This window comes from Rohdeia mirabilis, assembly GCA_007750655.1.
In the GTDB taxonomy this organism is placed as follows: Bacteria; Planctomycetota; UBA1135; order UBA1135.
The window spans coordinates 77,125-93,755 of record CP036290.1 but is presented as its reverse complement, the minus strand read 5'-3'; the positions used below and the strand labels follow the sequence as shown (position 1 = coordinate 93,755).

The window sequence follows — 16,631 nt, the reverse complement described above, 5'->3', positions numbered from 1 at the left end:
AACCGGGCGAGCCCTCCCTCCTCACGTCCAGCCCGACCTCCACCAATCGGATCCGGCCCGACCGTCGGTCCACACACGCACCATGACCAAACTCGTCCTCCACACGCTCCCGCCCTCCCCGTTCAACACGAAGGTCCGCCTGGCCCTGAGCTTCAAGGGCCTCGACTACGACACGGTCGAGGTCCACGGCTTCGACGGCCGCGAGGCGATCGTCGAGGCCACCGGCCAACCGCTCACGCCGGTGATCGTCGACGGCGACCGCAAGGTCTTCGACTCGTTCGCGATCCTGCGCTACCTCGACGCCAACTTCGACGGCCCGCGCCTCTACTCGAACACGCGCGAAGGCATGCGCGAGATCGAGCGTTGGGAAGACCTGTCGCGCAACGGCTACGGGCCCGCGCTCGGTCTGATGCTGAACATGGTGATCTCGGGCGAACAGAACGCGGACACGATCACGCTCGTCAACAAGCTCTTCGATCAGCTGACCGTGCGCGTCGAGCAGGCCCTCGAGAAGAACGCCTTCCTGACCGGCGACGCGATCACGGCCGCCGACCTGGCGATCGCCCCGTTCATCCACTTCGCGAGCAGCGATCCGGAGTCGAGCCCCGAGAAGTCGCTCGGTCGCGCCGTCTCGACGGTCCTGCACCTCGGTGCGCGCCACGCTCGCACTCGCGCCTGGGTCGAGCGCGTGATGGCGTACGACCGGACCGCGTCGGCCGTCTGAAAACGGAGGAACGCGCCACCCGCTGGCGGGCAGGAGGCCGCGAATCGAGAGGTTCGCGGCCTCGCGCGTGAACGGGCCCGCCGTAGGATTCGGCGATGCGTGCCCCCCTCATCGCCGGTCTGTTCTCACTCGTTCTCTGCGTTCTTTGCGCCTGCAACTCGACCGGCGCGAATGGAGCGCCCGTCGACCCGAACGCACCCGCTGCCCTCGGGTCGCTGCGGCACGCGCGCGTCGCCGCCCCGGATCTCGCGAAGGGCGAGCGACTCGTCTACTTCGGATCGTCGCTGTCCGACGAGCACGTCGCGCGACTCGAACGGGACGCGCCGAACCTCGAACTGGTGCTCGGCCTGTCGCGCGAGGAAGCGCTCGCCCGCGCGAACGAAGCCCACGGTGTCGACTCGTTCTACGCGACGCCCGAGTTCGTGGCCGCGGCGCCGAACCTCGCTTGGGTGCAGATCAAGAGCGCCGGCGTGGACCGCTACATCGACACCGAACACCTCGGCCACAACGAGGCGCTCGTGCTCACCAACCTGCGCGCGGTCAGTGGACCGATCATCGCCGATCACGTCTTCGCGCTGCTGCTCGCAATGACGCGCGACCTGCCGGTGCACCTCGCGAACCGCGCGACTGGCACCTGGGACCGCGCGGGATCGGGCGTATTCGAGCCGGTGGGGCTCGCGGGCCGCACGCTGCTCGTCGTCGGTCTCGGCGGGATCGGCAGCGAGGTCGCCAAGCGCGCGAAGGGCTTCGGGATGACGGTGCTCGCGACGCGCCGATCCGAGGCCGAGCGCCCCGACTACGTCGACGTGCAGGGTACAGCCGATCGACTCGATGACTTCCTGCCGCGCGCCGACGTCGTGGTGCTGTGCGTGCCGCTGACCGACGAGACCACGGGCCTTATGAACGCGGAGCGCTTCGCCCTGATGCCCGACGGCGCGTACCTCGTGAACATCGCACGCGGCAAGGTGGTGGATACGGCCGCGTTGATGGCAGCGCTCGACGGTGGTCGCCTGGCCAGCGCTGGATTGGACGTCACCGATCCGGAGCCGCTGCCCGCGGACCACCCGCTGTGGTCGTACCCGAACGTGATCGTCACGCCGCACACGGCCGGCCGCGGTGAGTTGACGCTGACGCGCCTCGAGATCATGTACTCGGAGAACCTGCGCCGCTTCGCTGCGGGCGAGCCGCTCTACAACGTGATCGATCGGGACGCGGGGTACTGAGTTCGACGGTGACGAGTGCCACCCGAGGCACTACTGGAGCCGCGTCTGCCAGTCGGGAAAGAGGTCGTTGAGGTCGCGGACCAGACCTTCCTGCAGGTTCGACTCGGGCGCGTGGAGACTCTCGAGGGAGATCTCCTCCAGGCGGCACGCGATCAGCTGCACGCCTGCGTGGGCCTCGATCTGGGGCGCGAGCGGTTGGCTCGTGATGATGTCGAGCAGGTCGCAGCTCGCAAACACCACCGTCGCGTCTGATCGGATCCCCGACACCTTCAAGTTCATGCGCTCGATCGAGCTGTTCTCGAAGCGCGCGAGCAGAGCGTCGTTGCGCTGATCGAACAGCTTGCCGCTCGCGGGCGAGCGTCCATAGCCCCCGGCGATGATCGAGTCGCGCACCAGGAGTGCCACGCCGTCGTCGAGCGAGAAACAGCAGCTCGATCCGGCGCCAGAGTCGAATCCGATCACGCGCACGCGCTCGAGGACCACCGTCGCCGCGCCCTGGCGATGGTCGAACAGATAGTGACCGTTGGTGAAGACTGTGCAGTCGCGCAGCTCGAGTCGTTGGAGATCCCCGCGACTCCCGAGGTCGTCCGACAGCACCAGCAGCGTCGCATCCATCCCTGCACCCGCGATGGACAGATCGGCGGGGGCCTGACCACGCTGGTCTGCCGGCAACTTGAACCGGAAGCAGCCCGCGGGGAAGTTCAGCGTGCTCCCGTCCGGCACGTCCGCGCCAGGTTCGTGGCCCGAGGCATCCATGGGCGCCTCGGGGTGCTCGCGGACGAACAGCTCTTCGAACGCTGCGGCGTCGCCGACGAGCTCCGGGAGCGGCGCACCGTCGCCCTCGAGCAGCGTCGCCAGCAACGCGAACGCTCCGCCGCGACCGGCGTCGGCCGCCAGCGCCTCGGCCTTCGTGCGTGAGTGGGCGAGCTGGTGGCCGAGGCCCCAGGGCAGGGTGAGCACGTTGTCCTCGAACTGCGCCATCCCGATCGCCAGCTGATCGTCGGGCATGGCGTCACCGCGCCGGTCCGCCCAGCCGTCGCGCAGGCCGTCGCGCGCATGGGCGAGCAGTGCATCGCTGAACAAGCCCGCTTCCTCGACGACGACTTCGACGCGGTCGGATCCGTCGCGCGCGGCTCCTGATGTTCCAGTTGCGGACGACCGCTCGGTCCCCTCGGCGTCATCGTCGGCAGCAGCCAGATTCACGTCGCCCAGCGCGCCGCCACCTTCTACCTCGACGTCGGTATCCAGGCCGACGCCGCGCTCGACCACGGGGTCGGACGAGAACAGCGTGTAGCCGAGGGCGAGGCCAACGAACAGGGCGAGCAAGATCGGAAGAGCAAGCTTCATGGTGCGTGTGCGAGGTGGCAGGTGATCGGCGCAGTCTCATGCCGCCACGGGTGGCGCGACGGCGACATCAGCTCGATGGATGGTGGTCCGGTCTCGGCGAGCGCGAACGACGGACTTCGACGAGCCCGACATGCCGAATCTTCCCGACCTGGATCGACTAGTTCGGTCCGCCGCCACCCGCCACCGGATAGGCCGGTTCCGTCGTGATGCGCGCGTCGTCCACGGCTCCGCCCACGGTGAAGTGGTACAGGCTCTGGAACGCGCGGCCGCTCGCTCCGGGCGCTCTCGACATCCCGAGCGCCCCGTGCACGCCGTCGTCGAAGTAGCAGCCGATGCCGGTCGCGCGCAGGCCCAACGCCTCGGCCTCGAGGTACAGCGTCTGACCGATCGCGCCCGTCTCCCAGAACAGGCGCGGGTACATCCACGGGCCGTCCTCTTCGAGACTCGCGTCGAAACGCGCCAGCATCGCCACGGCGAAACAGCCCTCGCCCGCGATCGCCTGGTCGCACGACAGGTGCGCCGCCAGTCCGCGCGCGTCGCCGGTGCGCAGATGGTAGAGCGGCAGATCGTCGGGACATTCCGGTGCGCGCTCCCACGTGAAGTTCGGGTCGAGCGCCGCGCGCAACTCGTCCAGCGCGCCAGGGTCGCGCAGCAACAGGTACAGCCCCGGATCCACGTCGGCGACGCGGTGCACGAACAGCGCGAGGTGCACGCGCGGCCGCCACGGCAGCGCGCACCACGGCGCTTCGTCGCGACCGGGCAACGTGCGCCGCAGCGTCTGGTAGAAGCCGTCGCGCGCCAGGCCCGAACGCGCGTCCATCGCCACCGCGCTGCGCCGTCCGCGCGCGATGCGGCGGAACGAGATCGGCTCGTCGCCCACTTCGAGCGGCGCGAACGGCGGCTCGAAACCGCCGCGCGCGAGCACGTCCGCCGGTTTCGAGCAGGCGGCCGCCACCGCGTCGATCGCTGGCCAGTCCTCGTGATCGGGCGACAGCGTGTTCGGGATGCCGCGGCGCTCGAGCGACGCGATCTCGGCGATCGCGGCGGCGTCGAGGCGCGTCACCGAAACCTCGCTCCCGACGGGATGCAGCGCGACGAGCAGGTCCGGCTCCTCCGCCTCGGGATGCGCCGTGTCGCCGGTTCCGAGCAGCGCGCCCAACTCGTCCGACCCGAGCCCGTCGAGCAACGTCGCCCGCCACCCGCGCGCCGCCGCGGCCAACGTCACGCAGGCCAGCGCGTGCCCGGCGTCGTGCTGGCAATAACGGTAGGCGCGCTCGCCGTACTTCCACGACTCGCGCCAGTGGATCGACGTCAACCCGACCAGCACGGTGTCCGCAGGCAGCCCGGCCACCAGCCGCGTCCAAAGGTCCTGCGGGATCCGCGCGCGCACCTCGAGGCCGTGCTCTTTTGGCGCGTAATGCGCGAGCAGCGGTTCGTCGCTCGAGCCGGGAATCGCGGGCGCGAGCAGATAGCCCTCGGTCGGGTGCAGATTGCCGCTCGACGGATTGACGCGCAGGGACCAATGGGCCTCGCCGGCGCGCTTCCAGGCCGACAACGCCAAGCTGTCGAAGAACAGCTGCGACACGAACGCGCGGTCGAGGGGTGCCGGCGCGACACGACCGAGTGCGAACACGTGCTCGTACAGCGCGTCCCCGGGCGCGAGCTCGAACGGCTCACCGGCCGCCGTTGGCTCGGGACGATCGAGCGGCACGAACTCAGCGCCCTCCCACCGCCGGAACGGACTCGGCTGCGTGTCCCAGTCCATCCACCCGGGCCCGCGCGCGAACCGAGCCGGCGCGTGCTTGGTCGCGCGGTGGTAGTCGCGCACCAGAGCGAGCGCGGGGTCAGCCGGGTGATCGGGCTCGGACGCGGGACCCGCGGACCCCGAGCCGGCGTTCGGGGAGTCGGCGGGGTCGGACCCACCGCGGTGGAAGATGCGTCTCCAGCTCACGGGAGCGCGACGATACGCTGGCGCGCCCCCTCACAGGCCCCACGTCCACTCGAATGAAGAAGCTCCTCGCCGCCCGCTCCTACACCACGCCCACCGAAGTCGCCCTCCTGCTCGTGCGGGTGGTCGGCGGCCTCGCGATGGTTCTTCACGGCTGGCCAAAGATCCAGGACCCGATGGGGTGGATGGGTCCCGATGCTTTCGCGCCGGGCTTCATGCTGGCGCTGGCCGCGGTGGCCGAGTTCGGCGGCGGCATCGCGTGGATCGTCGGCCTGCTGACGCCGATCGCGACCTTCGGCATCGCCTGCACGATGGGCGTGGCCGTCTACATGCACGCGATCATGAACGGCGATCCGTTCGTGGCCAGGGGCGCGTCCTACGAGCTCGCCGCCGTCTACTTGGCGGTGTCGCTCCTGATCCTCGCCATGGGCCCCGGCCGCCTGTCGTTCGACCGCGCGGTGTTCGGCGAGCGCTGACCGGCCGTACGGTGTCGCACACCACTGCGGTGGTCGACCAGAAAGAAGTACCGCAGCAATCCGAGCCCGACCTGCCCGGTCACGGACACTGGCACGTGTCCCGATCGCTCGGCTCGTGTGCGAATACCGCGCGTTCGCGGTCGCCTCGCTCCACCGGAAACCCGCACCGAGCCGGCGAATTGCTGCGGTATTTCTTTCTGGTCGACCACCGCAGTGGTGTGCGACACCGTACGGTCAGGACGCGTCGGACCCCGCGGGCGGCTCGATCTCGTCGAAGACGGCGCCGCAGTTGGTGCAGCGCGCATCGGTGTTGAAGATCGGCCTGGCGCACTCCGAGCAGCGCGAGCGGTACTCGGCCTCGCGCTCGAGATCGCCGTCGTACTCGAGTTCCAGTTCGCTGCGGCGCAGGCGCAGGTGTTCGGCGAGCAGATTGAGGATCGCGGCGAAGATCCAGGCGAAGAGCAGCCCCGCGACGACGTTGATCACCAGCATCACGCGCGCCGAGGCCGGCAACCACTCATCCCAGCTGACCCCGAGCACGTAGACGGTGATGAGGACCGCCAGGATCTTGACGAAACGGGCGAGCGAGTCGAGCCGAGACTCGAGCCCCGGCTTGCGCGCGAAGAGGTAGGTCTGCTTGTGAGCCATGGTGCAAGGGGAAGGTTGCGCTGGTGCGTGCGGGAGTACGGCGTCGCACACCACCGCGGCGGTCGACCGCGTCAGAGTACCGGAGGAGTCCACGCTCGACCGCCGCGGCTCGGTCACAGGGTGCGGCCCGCGTTCGTTCGTCGTCGAGACACCGCCGTGCGTCTCCACGCGATCGACGCCACCGGAGAAGTGCACCGGGCGATCGGATTGCTCCGGTACTTCTGTCTGGTCGACCACCACAGTGGTGTGCGACACCGTACGGCGGAATCAGCCGTAGACGACCGCTTCGATGTTGTTTCCGTCGGGGTCCAGCACGAACGCGCCGTAGTAGCCCGGGTGGTAGTGGGGGCGTTCGCCGGGCTCGCCGTTCGAGCGTCCGCCGGCTGCGAGCGCGGCGGCGTGGAAGGCGTCGACGGTCGCGCGGTCCGCGGCGCGCAGGGCCACGTGGACCTCGGTGCTGGTGACGCCGCGCTGGGCGATCCAGAACACCGGCCGATCGGTTCCGAACCCGACGAAGCCGGGGAACTCCGTCTGGACCGCGTAGCCGAGCGGCGCGAGAGCCCGTTCGTAGAAGGCGCGCGAGCGGGCGGCGTCGGAGACCTGGAGGACGACGTGGTCGAGCATGGCTGGAGCGAGGTGGGACGCGCGTCGCGAAACGCAGCGTGCGTGGCATGGTAGTGGCTCGGCCGCGGACGTGCCCGTTCCGCCGCGCCCGAACTCTGCGACGCACGCTCCTGCCACCCCAGCTCCGCCCGCCATGCCCGCTCTCGCGATCGACGCCATCGAAGCCCGCCTCCTCGGAGTTCTGATCGAGAAGGAGACCACAACGCCCGACGCCTATCCGTTGACGCTCAACGCGCTGCAGAACGGCGCGAACCAGAAATCGAACCGCGACCCGCAGACGACGCTGACGTCGAGCGAGATCACCTCCGGCATCGAGCGCCTGCGTCGCAAGAGCCTCATCTCCACGTCGCACACGTCCGGCGCGCGCGTCGAGAAGTACAAGCACATCGCCGGCAGCACTTGGGGCCTGTCCGCGCAAGAACTCGCCGTTCTGGCCGAGCTCATGCTGCGCGGCGCCCAACAGCCGGGCGAGCTGCGCGGGCGCGCGTCGCGCATGACGAAGATCGAGACGCTGCCGGAGCTCGACGCCGTGCTCGATTCATTGCGCGCGCGCGGGTTCGTGCAGCGCCTCGAACCCCTGCCCGGAACGCGGGCGGCGCGCTGGGACCAGATCGTCGCCGCGGCGCCGGGTCAGGAAGTGGCGCACCGGGCCGACGAAGCGGGCAGTGCGGGTCCGGGGCGCACGTCGATCGCGGAGGGCGCGTTGCCGATCGAGCGGCCGCACGTGGCGGTGCCGACACAGGCTGCAGCGGTCGCCGCCACCCCGGCGCCCGACCTCCCCGCACGCGTCGCCGCCCTCGAGTCCGAAGTCGCGGAACTGCGCCGCTTGCTCGACGACCTCACGTCGTGACGGGCGCGCACTTCGAACCGCGCACGCCCCGTCGAGGAACTCAGCGCACGCGGTAGAGATTGCGGTCGATCTCGTAGCGCAGCGACGTCTCCGCCACCTGGCCGTTGAACGCCCTCTGGAAGAAGCCGCGCACGCGCTCGTTGCGCTTCACAGCGTCGTCGGCGAAGTAGCCGTGGCTGCGAGCGACCCGCGCCGCCCCCGTGAAGTCGACGTAGGTCGCGCTCGGAGCATCGAGTCCGTGCACGCAGTGTCCGAGGCGCGCAAGCTGTTCCTGACCCGCCTTCATGCGTGAAGCCGCGAGCGCGTAGTCACGTTCGTTGATCGCGATGTAGATTCGATTGCGTGCTTTGATGCGATCGACCCACAGATCGTGGTCGAGCGCGTTCGTGTCGGGCGCCGCCAGCACGACGTTGTCGAAGATCAGGCGGTTGCCTTCGCTCGAGGTCGACTTCAGGAGCTGTTTGAGCAGGTAGTTGCCCATGCTGTGGAACAGAGCGTTGACCGTGAACTTGCAATTGGCCTCGAGCGCGCGCGCGAACCAAGCGTCGCGCGCTTCGGCGTTCTCCGGGAACTTCGCGGCGGCCGCCGTCCAAGCCGCGTCGCGGTGCTTCTCGTTGTAGAACTCGAGATAGTCGGCCATCTTCGCGAGCACGCGGTCCAGTGCCCCCGTCGATGCGCGCGCGTCGCGCTTGTCGCTCTTGTAGTCAAGGACGCCGCGTGCTCCGCCTCCGTTCGCCGGCCAACTGAAGGCGAGAACGTCGACGCCGTACGTTCGCTGTAGGACCTCTGCGCGCTCGACGACTGCTTTGACGTCGTTGTTGAAGCCGTGCACGAAGAACAGAACGTTGCGCTTCGCCTTGCGAGCGCGATCGATCACGCGGTGCGCCACCAACGCGCTCCCGAAGACGTCCTCGTCGGGCGCGAAACCGAGCTTGATCTTCTCGGCCGGGTCGTCGACGCGATCCTCGACGACGTGGGTGCGGTACGACTTTCCGGAGCGCGTCACTTCGACCAGACGCAGCTCGTTCGGGCCTTTGTGGTTCGGCGTGTCGCCGAAGATGGCGAGACCGCGGCGCGACGGGTCGAGCTCGCGATTGGTGACCAGATACATCGTCTCTCTCCTGACGTGAAGTGCGAGCGGCGCGCCCAGGTGAGCGCGCCCGGAGGGAGAGCGTAGCCAGATCGCCACGGTGGACGACCGGCTCGACGAGTCAGTCGCTCTTCTTCTTCTCGCGCGCGGCTTCCACGACGGCCTGTGCGTGCAGCGAGCACACCGAGTCGCGAACTTCGCGCGACGAGAACACTCGGTGCAGCATGCCTTCGAGTGCCTCGACACTCTGCAGCGCCTGCGAGTCGTCGAACCCGACGTCGACTCCGAGCGCGTCGCAACGCAGGCCGACGGGATAGACCCGTGAGAGTGGATGCGTGAGCCGCAGCAGCTCGAAGTCGAAGCCCTCGAGCGCTCGGATCGACAGGGTGAAGCGGTGGGTCGCGACGCCGCTGACCGCATCGACGGTCGAACGCACGCTGACGATCAGCGCTTCACCGACCAGTTGGCGCAAGTGAGCGGCCTGGAGCTCGAGCACCGACTGCGGCACCTCGAGCGCCACGGCCAGAAGGTCGCGCGGCCACAGGGATCCGGCGTGTTGCGGCGGTCGCGGCGCCTGGAGCGGGCCGGGAGGTTGGGGACCGCGTTGGGCGGACGCGGAAGGTCGGTGCGAGGGGCGTTGGCTCGACATGGTTCGGTCTCGCCGTGCTGATCGGCCGAATTCTCAGGAGACCTGAGGTCCGGCGGCCCGACTCACAGTTCGGAGCCTTCTTTCGAGAGTGAACCGCACCCGGCCTGAACGGTCGCGGTCTCGCACACCGGTCGTCGATCTCTCCACCGGTGTGCGACACCGATCGAGAGTTCCCCACAGGAAAGTACCGCACACGATCCGGGGGGCTCGCGTGCGGGGACGTGGGTCGCGCTGGCGCTGGACGCCACACGCTGAACGGCGACCGGGACTCCGATCGCGGTGTCGCACACCGGTCGTCGACTTCTCCACCCGATCGCGGTGTCGCACACCGGTCGTCGATTTCTCCACCGGTGTGCGACACCGATCGAGAGTTCCCCACAGGAAAGTACCGCAAACGATCCGGGGGGCTCGCGTGCGGGGACGTGGGTCGCGCTGGCGCTGGACGCCACACGCTGCGCGGCGACCGGGACTCGGGACCGACCTCGGCGCCCGTCGGTTGGTGTCGCACACCGATCGGAAGATCTCCGCCCCGTGTGCGACACCAACGCCCGAAACCAACGCCGATCAGGGCACCAATGCCACGTCGATCGGCTCGGTGACCAGGGCTGGCGGCCAGAAGACCGGCGGGCTGATCACGACCGCGGCGTGCCAGATGCGCACGCCCGCGAGCGCCGGATCGAGCCCCTTCGGGAGCCGGAAGTGCACGACCGCGGTGCCGTCCCCGTCCAGCAACCCGAGGTTGTTCGTGAGGATCGCGCCGTTGTAGTCGAACACGCACTGGTCCGTGTAGCTGTCGCGATCGATCGGCAGCGTGACGCCGTCCACCTCGAAGCCGAGCGACGTTCCGGTGTAGGAGCCGACGACGAAGTAGATCGATCCGGCGCGCTCGGGACCCGCGAACAGCACCAGATCCGTGGTCCCCGCGTCGTCGATGCTGACCTCTGGACGTGTGCGCATCAGCTGTCCGATGCGGGTCGAGTAGGCCGCGCCCGAGAGCTGGCCGGTGGGCGTCGTGGCGGCCCAGGCTCCGGTCAGGAACTCGTCCGGCCCGATGACCGCCGTCGCAGCGCCGAAGCGACCGAAACTGTCCTGACTGCTCGGCGCCACGTCCGCGACCCAGTGCCACTGGCCGTCGGAACGTCGCTCGTAGCAGCGCACCATCCCCGGACCGGAGGCGCCGAAGCTGATGCGGCGCGTACCGATGACGCACAGGTCGCCGACGAGATCCGCCGCGACGCCGAAGCCGAAGAAGTCGCTGCCCGCGATGCCGGTCAATCGCTGCGCCTCGAGCCAGGCCCCGCTCGGGTCGCGCTCGAACAGGTACGCGCGTCCGGGGTCGGCGCCGTCGTTGATCCAGGTTCCGACGACCAGCGTGTCGCCGTTCACCGCGAGCGATTGACCGAAGCGCGCACTGGCGGTCGCGTCCGACGCGGTCAATCGGTCGGTGTGGTTCCAGGTCCCGTCGGCGGCGCGCTCGAACACGTGGACCGCGCCGGCTGAGTCGCCCGCGTCGTCGTCCAGGAGCGCACCGACGAAGGCCGAGTCGCCGTTCAGCGCGACCGTGTGTCCGAGCGAGTCGCCGAACTGGGCGTCGGGGTCCGTCAGAACGGCCACGTGCGACCAGCTGCCGTCGCCCTGCCGCTCGAACAGGTGCGCGGCGCCGGCGAACACGCCCGCGCCGGAGTCCGACACGGCGCCCACCAAGGCGCGATCGCCCTCGAGATCGACCGACCATCCGAGGTGGGCGAAGGGTGCGGGCACCGGTGATTCCAAGCGGGCCATTTCGAGCCAAACGCCGTCCGCCTGGCGCTCGAAGACGTAGGCCGCGCCCGCGTCCACGACGCCTGCACCGTCCCAGCCGTGTGCTCCGACCAGCGCGCGGTCGCCTTCGAGGGCCACGTCGTAGCCGAATTCGTCGCCCGCTTCGCCGTCGCTCGCGAGCAACTTGCCGGCCTCGAGCCACGTCGCGCCGGCCCCGCTGCGCTCGAACACGTGCGCGGCTCCGGCGTCCGTGCCGAGCTCGCCGTCCCCGATCGCTCCGACCAGGGCCCGGTCGCCGGCACCGTCCAGCGCGTGCCCGAAACGTGCCTGGATGCCCGACGTGGCCGGCGCGAACCGCTGATCCGGCCCCGCCGCTGCGCCCTGGGAGTGGGCGAGGGGTGCCGCGAGCGCGGTCGCGAGAGCCACGAGGAGGGCCGAGAGCGCGTGCTGGGGTCGAAGGTGGAAGGTCATGCGGAGGACGCGGCCCCCGGGCGGGGATTCCACGTCATCCGAAACCTATCCCGGGGCTGGAGGGGAGGTCGTCGGCCCGCGCAAGTCGCCCGACGGCCGGCGGCTGCCGTGTGCGCGGCAGGAACGTCAGACCAGCACGCAACGACGCCCGTGACTGGCTCGATCGCTTCGACGCCGCGCGCTCCGATCCGGCGTGCGGGTGGCTCCACAGCAGCAACCCGACCGTCATCACGAACCCGCTCCGGCACCTGCTGGACCAACTCACTGAACCAAGGAAGTCGTGGGCCTGGGTCGAAGGTTGCCACGGACCCTCGGTGCACCTGCCGCTCTCGGCGTCACCCCAACCAATCCACGTGCTGCGGCGCGCCGGTCGGATCCTCGACGCGTCGGAAACCGTGGGCCCCGAACGCGTCGCGCTGGGCCTGTACCAAGCTCGTGGGCAGGCGCGCGCTCCTCAGTGCATCGATGTAGGACAGGCTCGCGGACAGAGCCGGGACCGCGACACCACTCTTGGCGGCACTCGCGACCACGCGGCGCAGGTCACCGAGGTGGCGCTCGATCAGCTCGAACACCGCGGCGTCCTCGAACAGGTGGATGGACCCACCCCCGCGCTCGAACCCGGCCTTCAACGTCTCGAGCAGACGCGCGCGCACGATGCAGCCGCCCTGCCAGATGCGCGCGATCGTCGCGAACGGCAGGTTCCAGCGGCGCTCGGTCGACCAGGCGCCGAGCAGGTCGAAGCCTTGCGCGAAGCTCGCGACGAAGCCGAGCAGCACCGCGCCGCCGAGTGCGTCGCCGTCGAAGTCGGCCGTGACACTCGCTGCCGCTCCGGTGCCGGAAGGAGCGACGCGAGCCGCCAGACGCTGGCGCAGCTCCAAACGGCTCGACAGCGACCGCGCGTCCAAGCCCGCCGCGATCGTCGGGATCGGAATGCCGACCTCGAGCGCACTCATCACCGTCCAGCGGCCCGTGCCCTTCTGTTCGGCGCGGTCCAGCACGTGCTCGACCAACGGCGTGCCGTCCGCATCGTCGACGGTCAGGATCTTCGCGCTGATCTCGACCAGGAACGAATCGAGCGCGCCCGCGTTCCAGCGCGCGAACAGCTCGGCCGTCGCGGCGTTGCTCGCGCCCATGACGCGCCGCGCCAACTCGTAGCCCTCGGCCAAGAGCTGCATCTGCCCGTACTCGATCCCGTTGTGGACCATCTTCACGAAGTGGCCCGCACCGCCGGGACCCATGTGCGCGACGCACGGTCCGTCCGCGGTGCGCGCGGCCATCGGTTCGAGCGCGGGGCGGAACGCCTCCCACGCGCGACGGGTGCCGCCGGGCATCATGCACGGACCGCGGCGCGCTCCCTCGGCACCGCCCGACACGCCCATGCCGAGCAGGTGCAGGTCGCGCTCGAGCAGAGCCTTCGCGCGCCGCTCGGTGTCGGCCCACAGCGAGTTGCCGCCGTCCGCGATCGCATCGCCCTCGTCGAGGTGGCGGCGCAGATCGGCGATGACCTGATCGACCGCGTCGCCGGCCGTGACCATCAGGAGGATCGCGCGCGGACGGGGCAGCGCGGCGACGAGCGCTTCGAGATCGTCGACCAGCTCGACCGCGCCGCCGAGCTCGCTCTTCGCGAAGCGCGCGCGCATGTCCGGATCGCGCTCGTACGCGACGACGCGCACGCCCTTCTCGGCCGCGTTGCGCGCCAGATTGCCGCCCATCACGCCCAGGCCGACGAGTCCGAGGCAGCCGTTGGAAGTCGAGGTCGAGTCGTTCATCGTTCGTGCGTCGGAAGTTCGCTGGCCGCGTCCATGTCGAGCAACCACCCGCGTCCGCGCGCGATGGCGACCGGTGCGTCGAGCACTCGTGTCCCGGGGTCGAGCGCGCGCGCGATCGCAGGTGCCTTGCCGGCACCGGCCGCCAGCACGAGCACGCGTCGCGCACCCGCCAGGACCGGTGCGCTCAGTGTGATGCGATCGGGCGGCGGTTTGGAGCCGACCACGTGGAAAGCGCGGCGTTCGTGCTCTTCGAGTGCAGCGCGATCGCCGGGGAAGAGCGACGCCGTGTGGGCGTCGGGTCCCATGCCGAGCAGGACGATGTCGAAGCGCTCGGGCAGGCTCGACGCATAGCGCGCCGCCGCCGCCGCGTGGTCGGGACTCGCGCCGTCGACCACGTGCACGTTCGCAGCCGGCACACCGAGCGGATCGAGCAACGCCTCGCGCGCGGCCCGGTGATTGGAGTCCGTGTGGTCGCTCGGTACGCAGCGCTCGTCGCCGTACCACAGCTCGAGCGCGTCCGCCGCGACGGTCGCGTGCGCGGCCCAGTGCCGATAGAGCGCGATCGGCGTCGACCCGCCGGCGAGCGCGATGCGGCAGCGGCCCGCGCGCGCCACGTCGTCCGCGGCCCACCCGTCGACGAGTTCGGCGCCGCGCCGCGCCAACGCGTGCGCGTCCGCAACGATCTCGACGCCGTCGCCGTTCGCATCGATCGCACCGCGCGTCGTCATCGGGAGAGCGGCACCCAGCGGTGACCGTTGCGCAGAAGAAGGTCCTCGGCCTCGGCGGGACCTTCGCTGCCTGCGGCGTAGCTCGCCACGTGGTTCGCGCGCTCGGGATCCTCGAACGCGCGCAGGATCGGATCGCACCAACGCCAGGAGAGCTCGACCTCGTCGCGGCGCGCGAACAGCGTCGGATCGCCGCGCCAGGCGTCGAGGATCAAACGCTCGTAGGCGTCGGGCGCGCGCACGTCGAACGACTCCGAGTAGTCGAAATCCATCTGCACCGAGCCGACCTCGAGACCTTGGTCGGGCACTTTCGTCGCAATACGCAGCGAGATCGACTCCTCGGGCTGGATGCGCAGCGTGAGGACGTTGGGCTCCATCATCTGGCACACGCGATCCTCGCCGAAAAGGCTGTAGGGCACGCGACGGAAGTGGAACGAGATCTCGGTCGAGCGCCGCTTCAACGCCTTGCCGGAGCGCAGGTAGAACGGCACGCCCTGCCAGCGCCAGTTGTCGATGTGCGCGACGAGCGCGGCGTACGTGGCCGTCTTCGACCCAGGCTTCACGCCGCGCTCGTCGTGGTAGCCGACGTACTGGCCCGGCACGGTGAGGTTCTCGGCTTCGAACTCGGCGATCGGTCGCAGTGACGCCAACACCTGCGCCTTCATGTTGCGGATCTCGTCCGAGCGCATCGACGCGGGCGGCTCCATCGCGCACAGCGCCAGCATCTGCAACAGGTGGTTCTGCACGATGTCGCGCAGCACGCCCGTTTCCTCGTAGAAGTCGCCGCGTCCTTCGACACCCAACGACTCGGCCACGGTGATCTGCACGTGGTCGATGTGGTTGCGATTCCAGAGCGGCTCGAAGATCGCGTTGCCGAAGCGGAAGACGAGGATGTTCTGGACGGTCTCTTTGCCCAGATAATGGTCGATCCGATAGATCTGGCGCTCGTCGAGCATCGAGAGCGCCAACTCGTTCAACTCACGCGCGGAGGCTCGGTCGCGGCCGAACGGCTTTTCGACGATGACGCGCTTCCAGGCGGGCTCGGCGCCGTCGCGGTGGGCTTCTTCGGTCGCCTCCGACGCGCGCCGCACCACGCCGGCGTCGCACAGGTGCCGCAGGATGGTCGGGAAGACGCTCGACGGCGTGGCCAGGTAGACGAGCCGGTTGCCGCCCGTGCCGCAGCGGCGGTCGATCGACTCGAGGCGCACGGACAGGGCGCGGTAGGCCTGCTCGTCGTCGACGCTGCCCGGGACGGCGTGGATGCGCGCGGCGAAGTCCTTCCAGACGGCCTCGTCGAACTCGCCGGCGCGCAGGTGCTCCTCGAGGGCCGCGCGCCACAGGCCGCGCAGGCCGTCGTCCGATCCGGCGCTGCGCGAGAGGCCGACGAACTGGCTCCCCGCGGGCAGGTGGCCGCCGGCGGTCAGTCGGAACAGCGCCGGGACGATCTTGCGGCGCGCGAGGTCGCCGGTCGCGCCGAACAGCACCAGGGCCGCGGGCGAGCGCGGTTCGAGGGGGGGAGCGGGGTTCACCGGCGAGCATCATCGCGGCGGGCCCACGCGCTGGCCACCCCGGGGGCGTTCGCGAGCGGCGGGCCGACCGTCAGTGGGACGTCGGTGTGGCGAGCGCGGTCGACGTGGTCGCGGGCGTTGGCGCGCGCGAACGTCGGACGCGTCGGTCGACGGTCGACGCGGAGACGGGGGGGTGCGCTGCGCCGGACCCGCACCGCCCCCTGGCCGGCGACGAACGGCTCCGAGCGGAAGCGCGATCGGGAAGATGGCGCGATCCGGGAGCGCGACAGGCGGCGCGACCGGAGCTAGCATGGCGGGCGTGAAGATCGTCGACGTGACCGAGACCAAACCCGACTTCGTGCCGCGCTGCCCGCACTGCCGTGAGGAGCTGCCGGAAGTCTTCCGGGTAGTCGAAGCCAAGAAGCACATGTTCACCCACGGCCACGGCTACGGGTACGCCTGCCCGCACTGCGAGGCGAACCTGGACTTCGCCGACAAGTCCTGAACGAGCGCCACGGCGCACCCGACTGGCGCTCGACCGCGCCGAACCGCGACGCATACGGATCGACTTTGAAGATCATCGACATCGACGACGAGGACTCCGAGTTCAAGCCCCGCTGCCCCTTCTGCAAGGAGCCGCTCGACGAGGTCTACCGCATCTCGGACGACAAGGGGATCATGCGCGCGAAGCTGGGCTACTGCTTCTGCTGCCCGCACTGCCAGAGCGTCCTGGGCTTCGCGGACTTCGCGGGCTGAGGGTCGGCGCGGTCCCCTCCTCGGACGGTGCCGCTCGTGCGGTGTCGCCGGTCGATGCCGCA

Annotated in this window: 16 protein-coding genes; 6 read left to right on the top strand and 10 right to left on the bottom strand. The window is 70.0% G+C overall.

What is annotated here, in order from left to right; all coding sequences use genetic code 11:
* Window positions 1-82: 82 nt before the first annotated feature.
* Window positions 83-724, top strand: a complete 642-nt coding sequence (locus Pla163_RS00335; protein ID WP_145181839.1) for a glutathione S-transferase family protein — start codon at window positions 83-85, stop codon at window positions 722-724.
* Window positions 725-819: 95 nt separating this feature from the next.
* The gene (locus tag Pla163_RS00330; RefSeq protein ID WP_145181836.1) at window positions 820-1,947 is read left to right on the top strand and encodes a D-2-hydroxyacid dehydrogenase; all 1,128 of its coding nucleotides are present in this window, start codon (window positions 820-822) and stop codon (window positions 1,945-1,947) included.
* Window positions 1,948-1,977: 30 nt separating this feature from the next.
* On the opposite strand, the gene Pla163_RS00325 is transcribed toward Pla163_RS00330, so the two are convergent.
* Both Pla163_RS00325 and Pla163_RS00320 read right to left on the bottom strand, forming a co-directional pair.
* Window positions 1,978-3,294 (bottom strand): hypothetical protein, encoded by a 1,317-nt coding sequence (locus tag Pla163_RS00325; RefSeq protein WP_145181833.1) that lies wholly within the window; start codon window positions 3,292-3,294, stop codon window positions 1,978-1,980.
* Window positions 3,295-3,451: 157 nt separating this feature from the next.
* Window positions 3,452-5,245 (bottom strand): SagB/ThcOx family dehydrogenase, encoded by a 1,794-nt coding sequence (locus Pla163_RS00320; protein ID WP_419186150.1) that lies wholly within the window; start codon window positions 5,243-5,245, stop codon window positions 3,452-3,454.
* A 53-nt stretch (window positions 5,246-5,298) separates the two neighbouring features.
* On the opposite strand from Pla163_RS00320, the gene Pla163_RS00315 reads away from it, so the two are divergent.
* Window positions 5,299-5,718: a DoxX family protein gene (locus Pla163_RS00315; RefSeq protein WP_145181830.1), complete on the top strand. Its 420-nt coding sequence runs from the start codon at window positions 5,299-5,301 to the stop codon at window positions 5,716-5,718.
* Window positions 5,719-5,952: 234 nt separating this feature from the next.
* Here Pla163_RS00315 and Pla163_RS00310 read toward each other — a convergent pair whose 3' ends face one another.
* Together Pla163_RS00310 and Pla163_RS00305 are read right to left on the bottom strand one after the other, a co-directional pair.
* Window positions 5,953-6,366: a hypothetical protein gene (locus tag Pla163_RS00310; protein ID WP_145181826.1), complete on the bottom strand. Its 414-nt coding sequence runs from the start codon at window positions 6,364-6,366 to the stop codon at window positions 5,953-5,955.
* A gap of 267 nt (window positions 6,367-6,633) precedes the next feature.
* Window positions 6,634-6,990, bottom strand: a complete 357-nt coding sequence (locus Pla163_RS00305; RefSeq protein WP_145181823.1) for a VOC family protein — start codon at window positions 6,988-6,990, stop codon at window positions 6,634-6,636.
* Window positions 6,991-7,123: 133 nt separating this feature from the next.
* Here Pla163_RS00305 and Pla163_RS00300 point away from each other — a divergent pair, with 133 nt between their 5' ends.
* Window positions 7,124-7,840, top strand: a complete 717-nt coding sequence (locus Pla163_RS00300; RefSeq protein ID WP_419186149.1) for a YceH family protein — start codon at window positions 7,124-7,126, stop codon at window positions 7,838-7,840.
* Between the two features lie 40 nt (window positions 7,841-7,880).
* Here the strand turns inward: Pla163_RS00300 and Pla163_RS00295 are convergent, their stop codons facing one another.
* The 6 genes from Pla163_RS00295 to zwf all read right to left on the bottom strand — a co-directional run bounded on the left by Pla163_RS00295 (window position 7,881) and on the right by zwf (window position 15,834).
* Window positions 7,881-8,951 (bottom strand): alpha/beta hydrolase, encoded by a 1,071-nt coding sequence (locus Pla163_RS00295; protein WP_145181816.1) that lies wholly within the window; start codon window positions 8,949-8,951, stop codon window positions 7,881-7,883.
* A gap of 100 nt (window positions 8,952-9,051) precedes the next feature.
* Window positions 9,052-9,579 (bottom strand): hypothetical protein, encoded by a 528-nt coding sequence (locus tag Pla163_RS00290; RefSeq protein WP_145181814.1) that lies wholly within the window; start codon window positions 9,577-9,579, stop codon window positions 9,052-9,054.
* Between the two features lie 564 nt (window positions 9,580-10,143).
* Window positions 10,144-11,811 (bottom strand): FG-GAP repeat protein, encoded by a 1,668-nt coding sequence (locus Pla163_RS00285; RefSeq protein ID WP_145181811.1) that lies wholly within the window; start codon window positions 11,809-11,811, stop codon window positions 10,144-10,146.
* A 335-nt stretch (window positions 11,812-12,146) separates the two neighbouring features.
* Window positions 12,147-13,580, bottom strand: coding sequence for an NADP-dependent phosphogluconate dehydrogenase (gene gndA, locus Pla163_RS00280; RefSeq protein ID WP_145181808.1), 1,434 nt, complete (start codon window positions 13,578-13,580; stop codon window positions 12,147-12,149).
* Entirely contained in the window at window positions 13,577-14,308 is a 732-nt protein-coding gene (gene pgl / locus Pla163_RS00275) for a 6-phosphogluconolactonase (protein ID WP_145181806.1), read from the bottom strand. The genes gndA and pgl overlap by 4 nt, the downstream gene beginning before the upstream one ends.
* Window positions 14,305-15,834, bottom strand: a complete 1,530-nt coding sequence (zwf, locus tag Pla163_RS00270) for a glucose-6-phosphate dehydrogenase (RefSeq protein ID WP_145181803.1) — start codon at window positions 15,832-15,834, stop codon at window positions 14,305-14,307. Before zwf ends, pgl begins: the two co-directional genes overlap by 4 nt.
* A 298-nt stretch (window positions 15,835-16,132) precedes the next feature.
* Between zwf and Pla163_RS00265 the strand changes: the two genes are divergently transcribed.
* Together Pla163_RS00265 and Pla163_RS00260 are read left to right on the top strand one after the other, a co-directional pair.
* Window positions 16,133-16,318: a hypothetical protein gene (locus Pla163_RS00265; RefSeq protein WP_145181800.1), complete on the top strand. Its 186-nt coding sequence runs from the start codon at window positions 16,133-16,135 to the stop codon at window positions 16,316-16,318.
* 65 nt (window positions 16,319-16,383) lie between these two features.
* On the top strand, window positions 16,384-16,569 hold the full coding sequence (locus Pla163_RS00260) for a hypothetical protein (protein WP_145181797.1): 186 nt from the start codon (window positions 16,384-16,386) through the stop codon (window positions 16,567-16,569).
* Window positions 16,570-16,631: the final 62 nt, after the last annotated feature.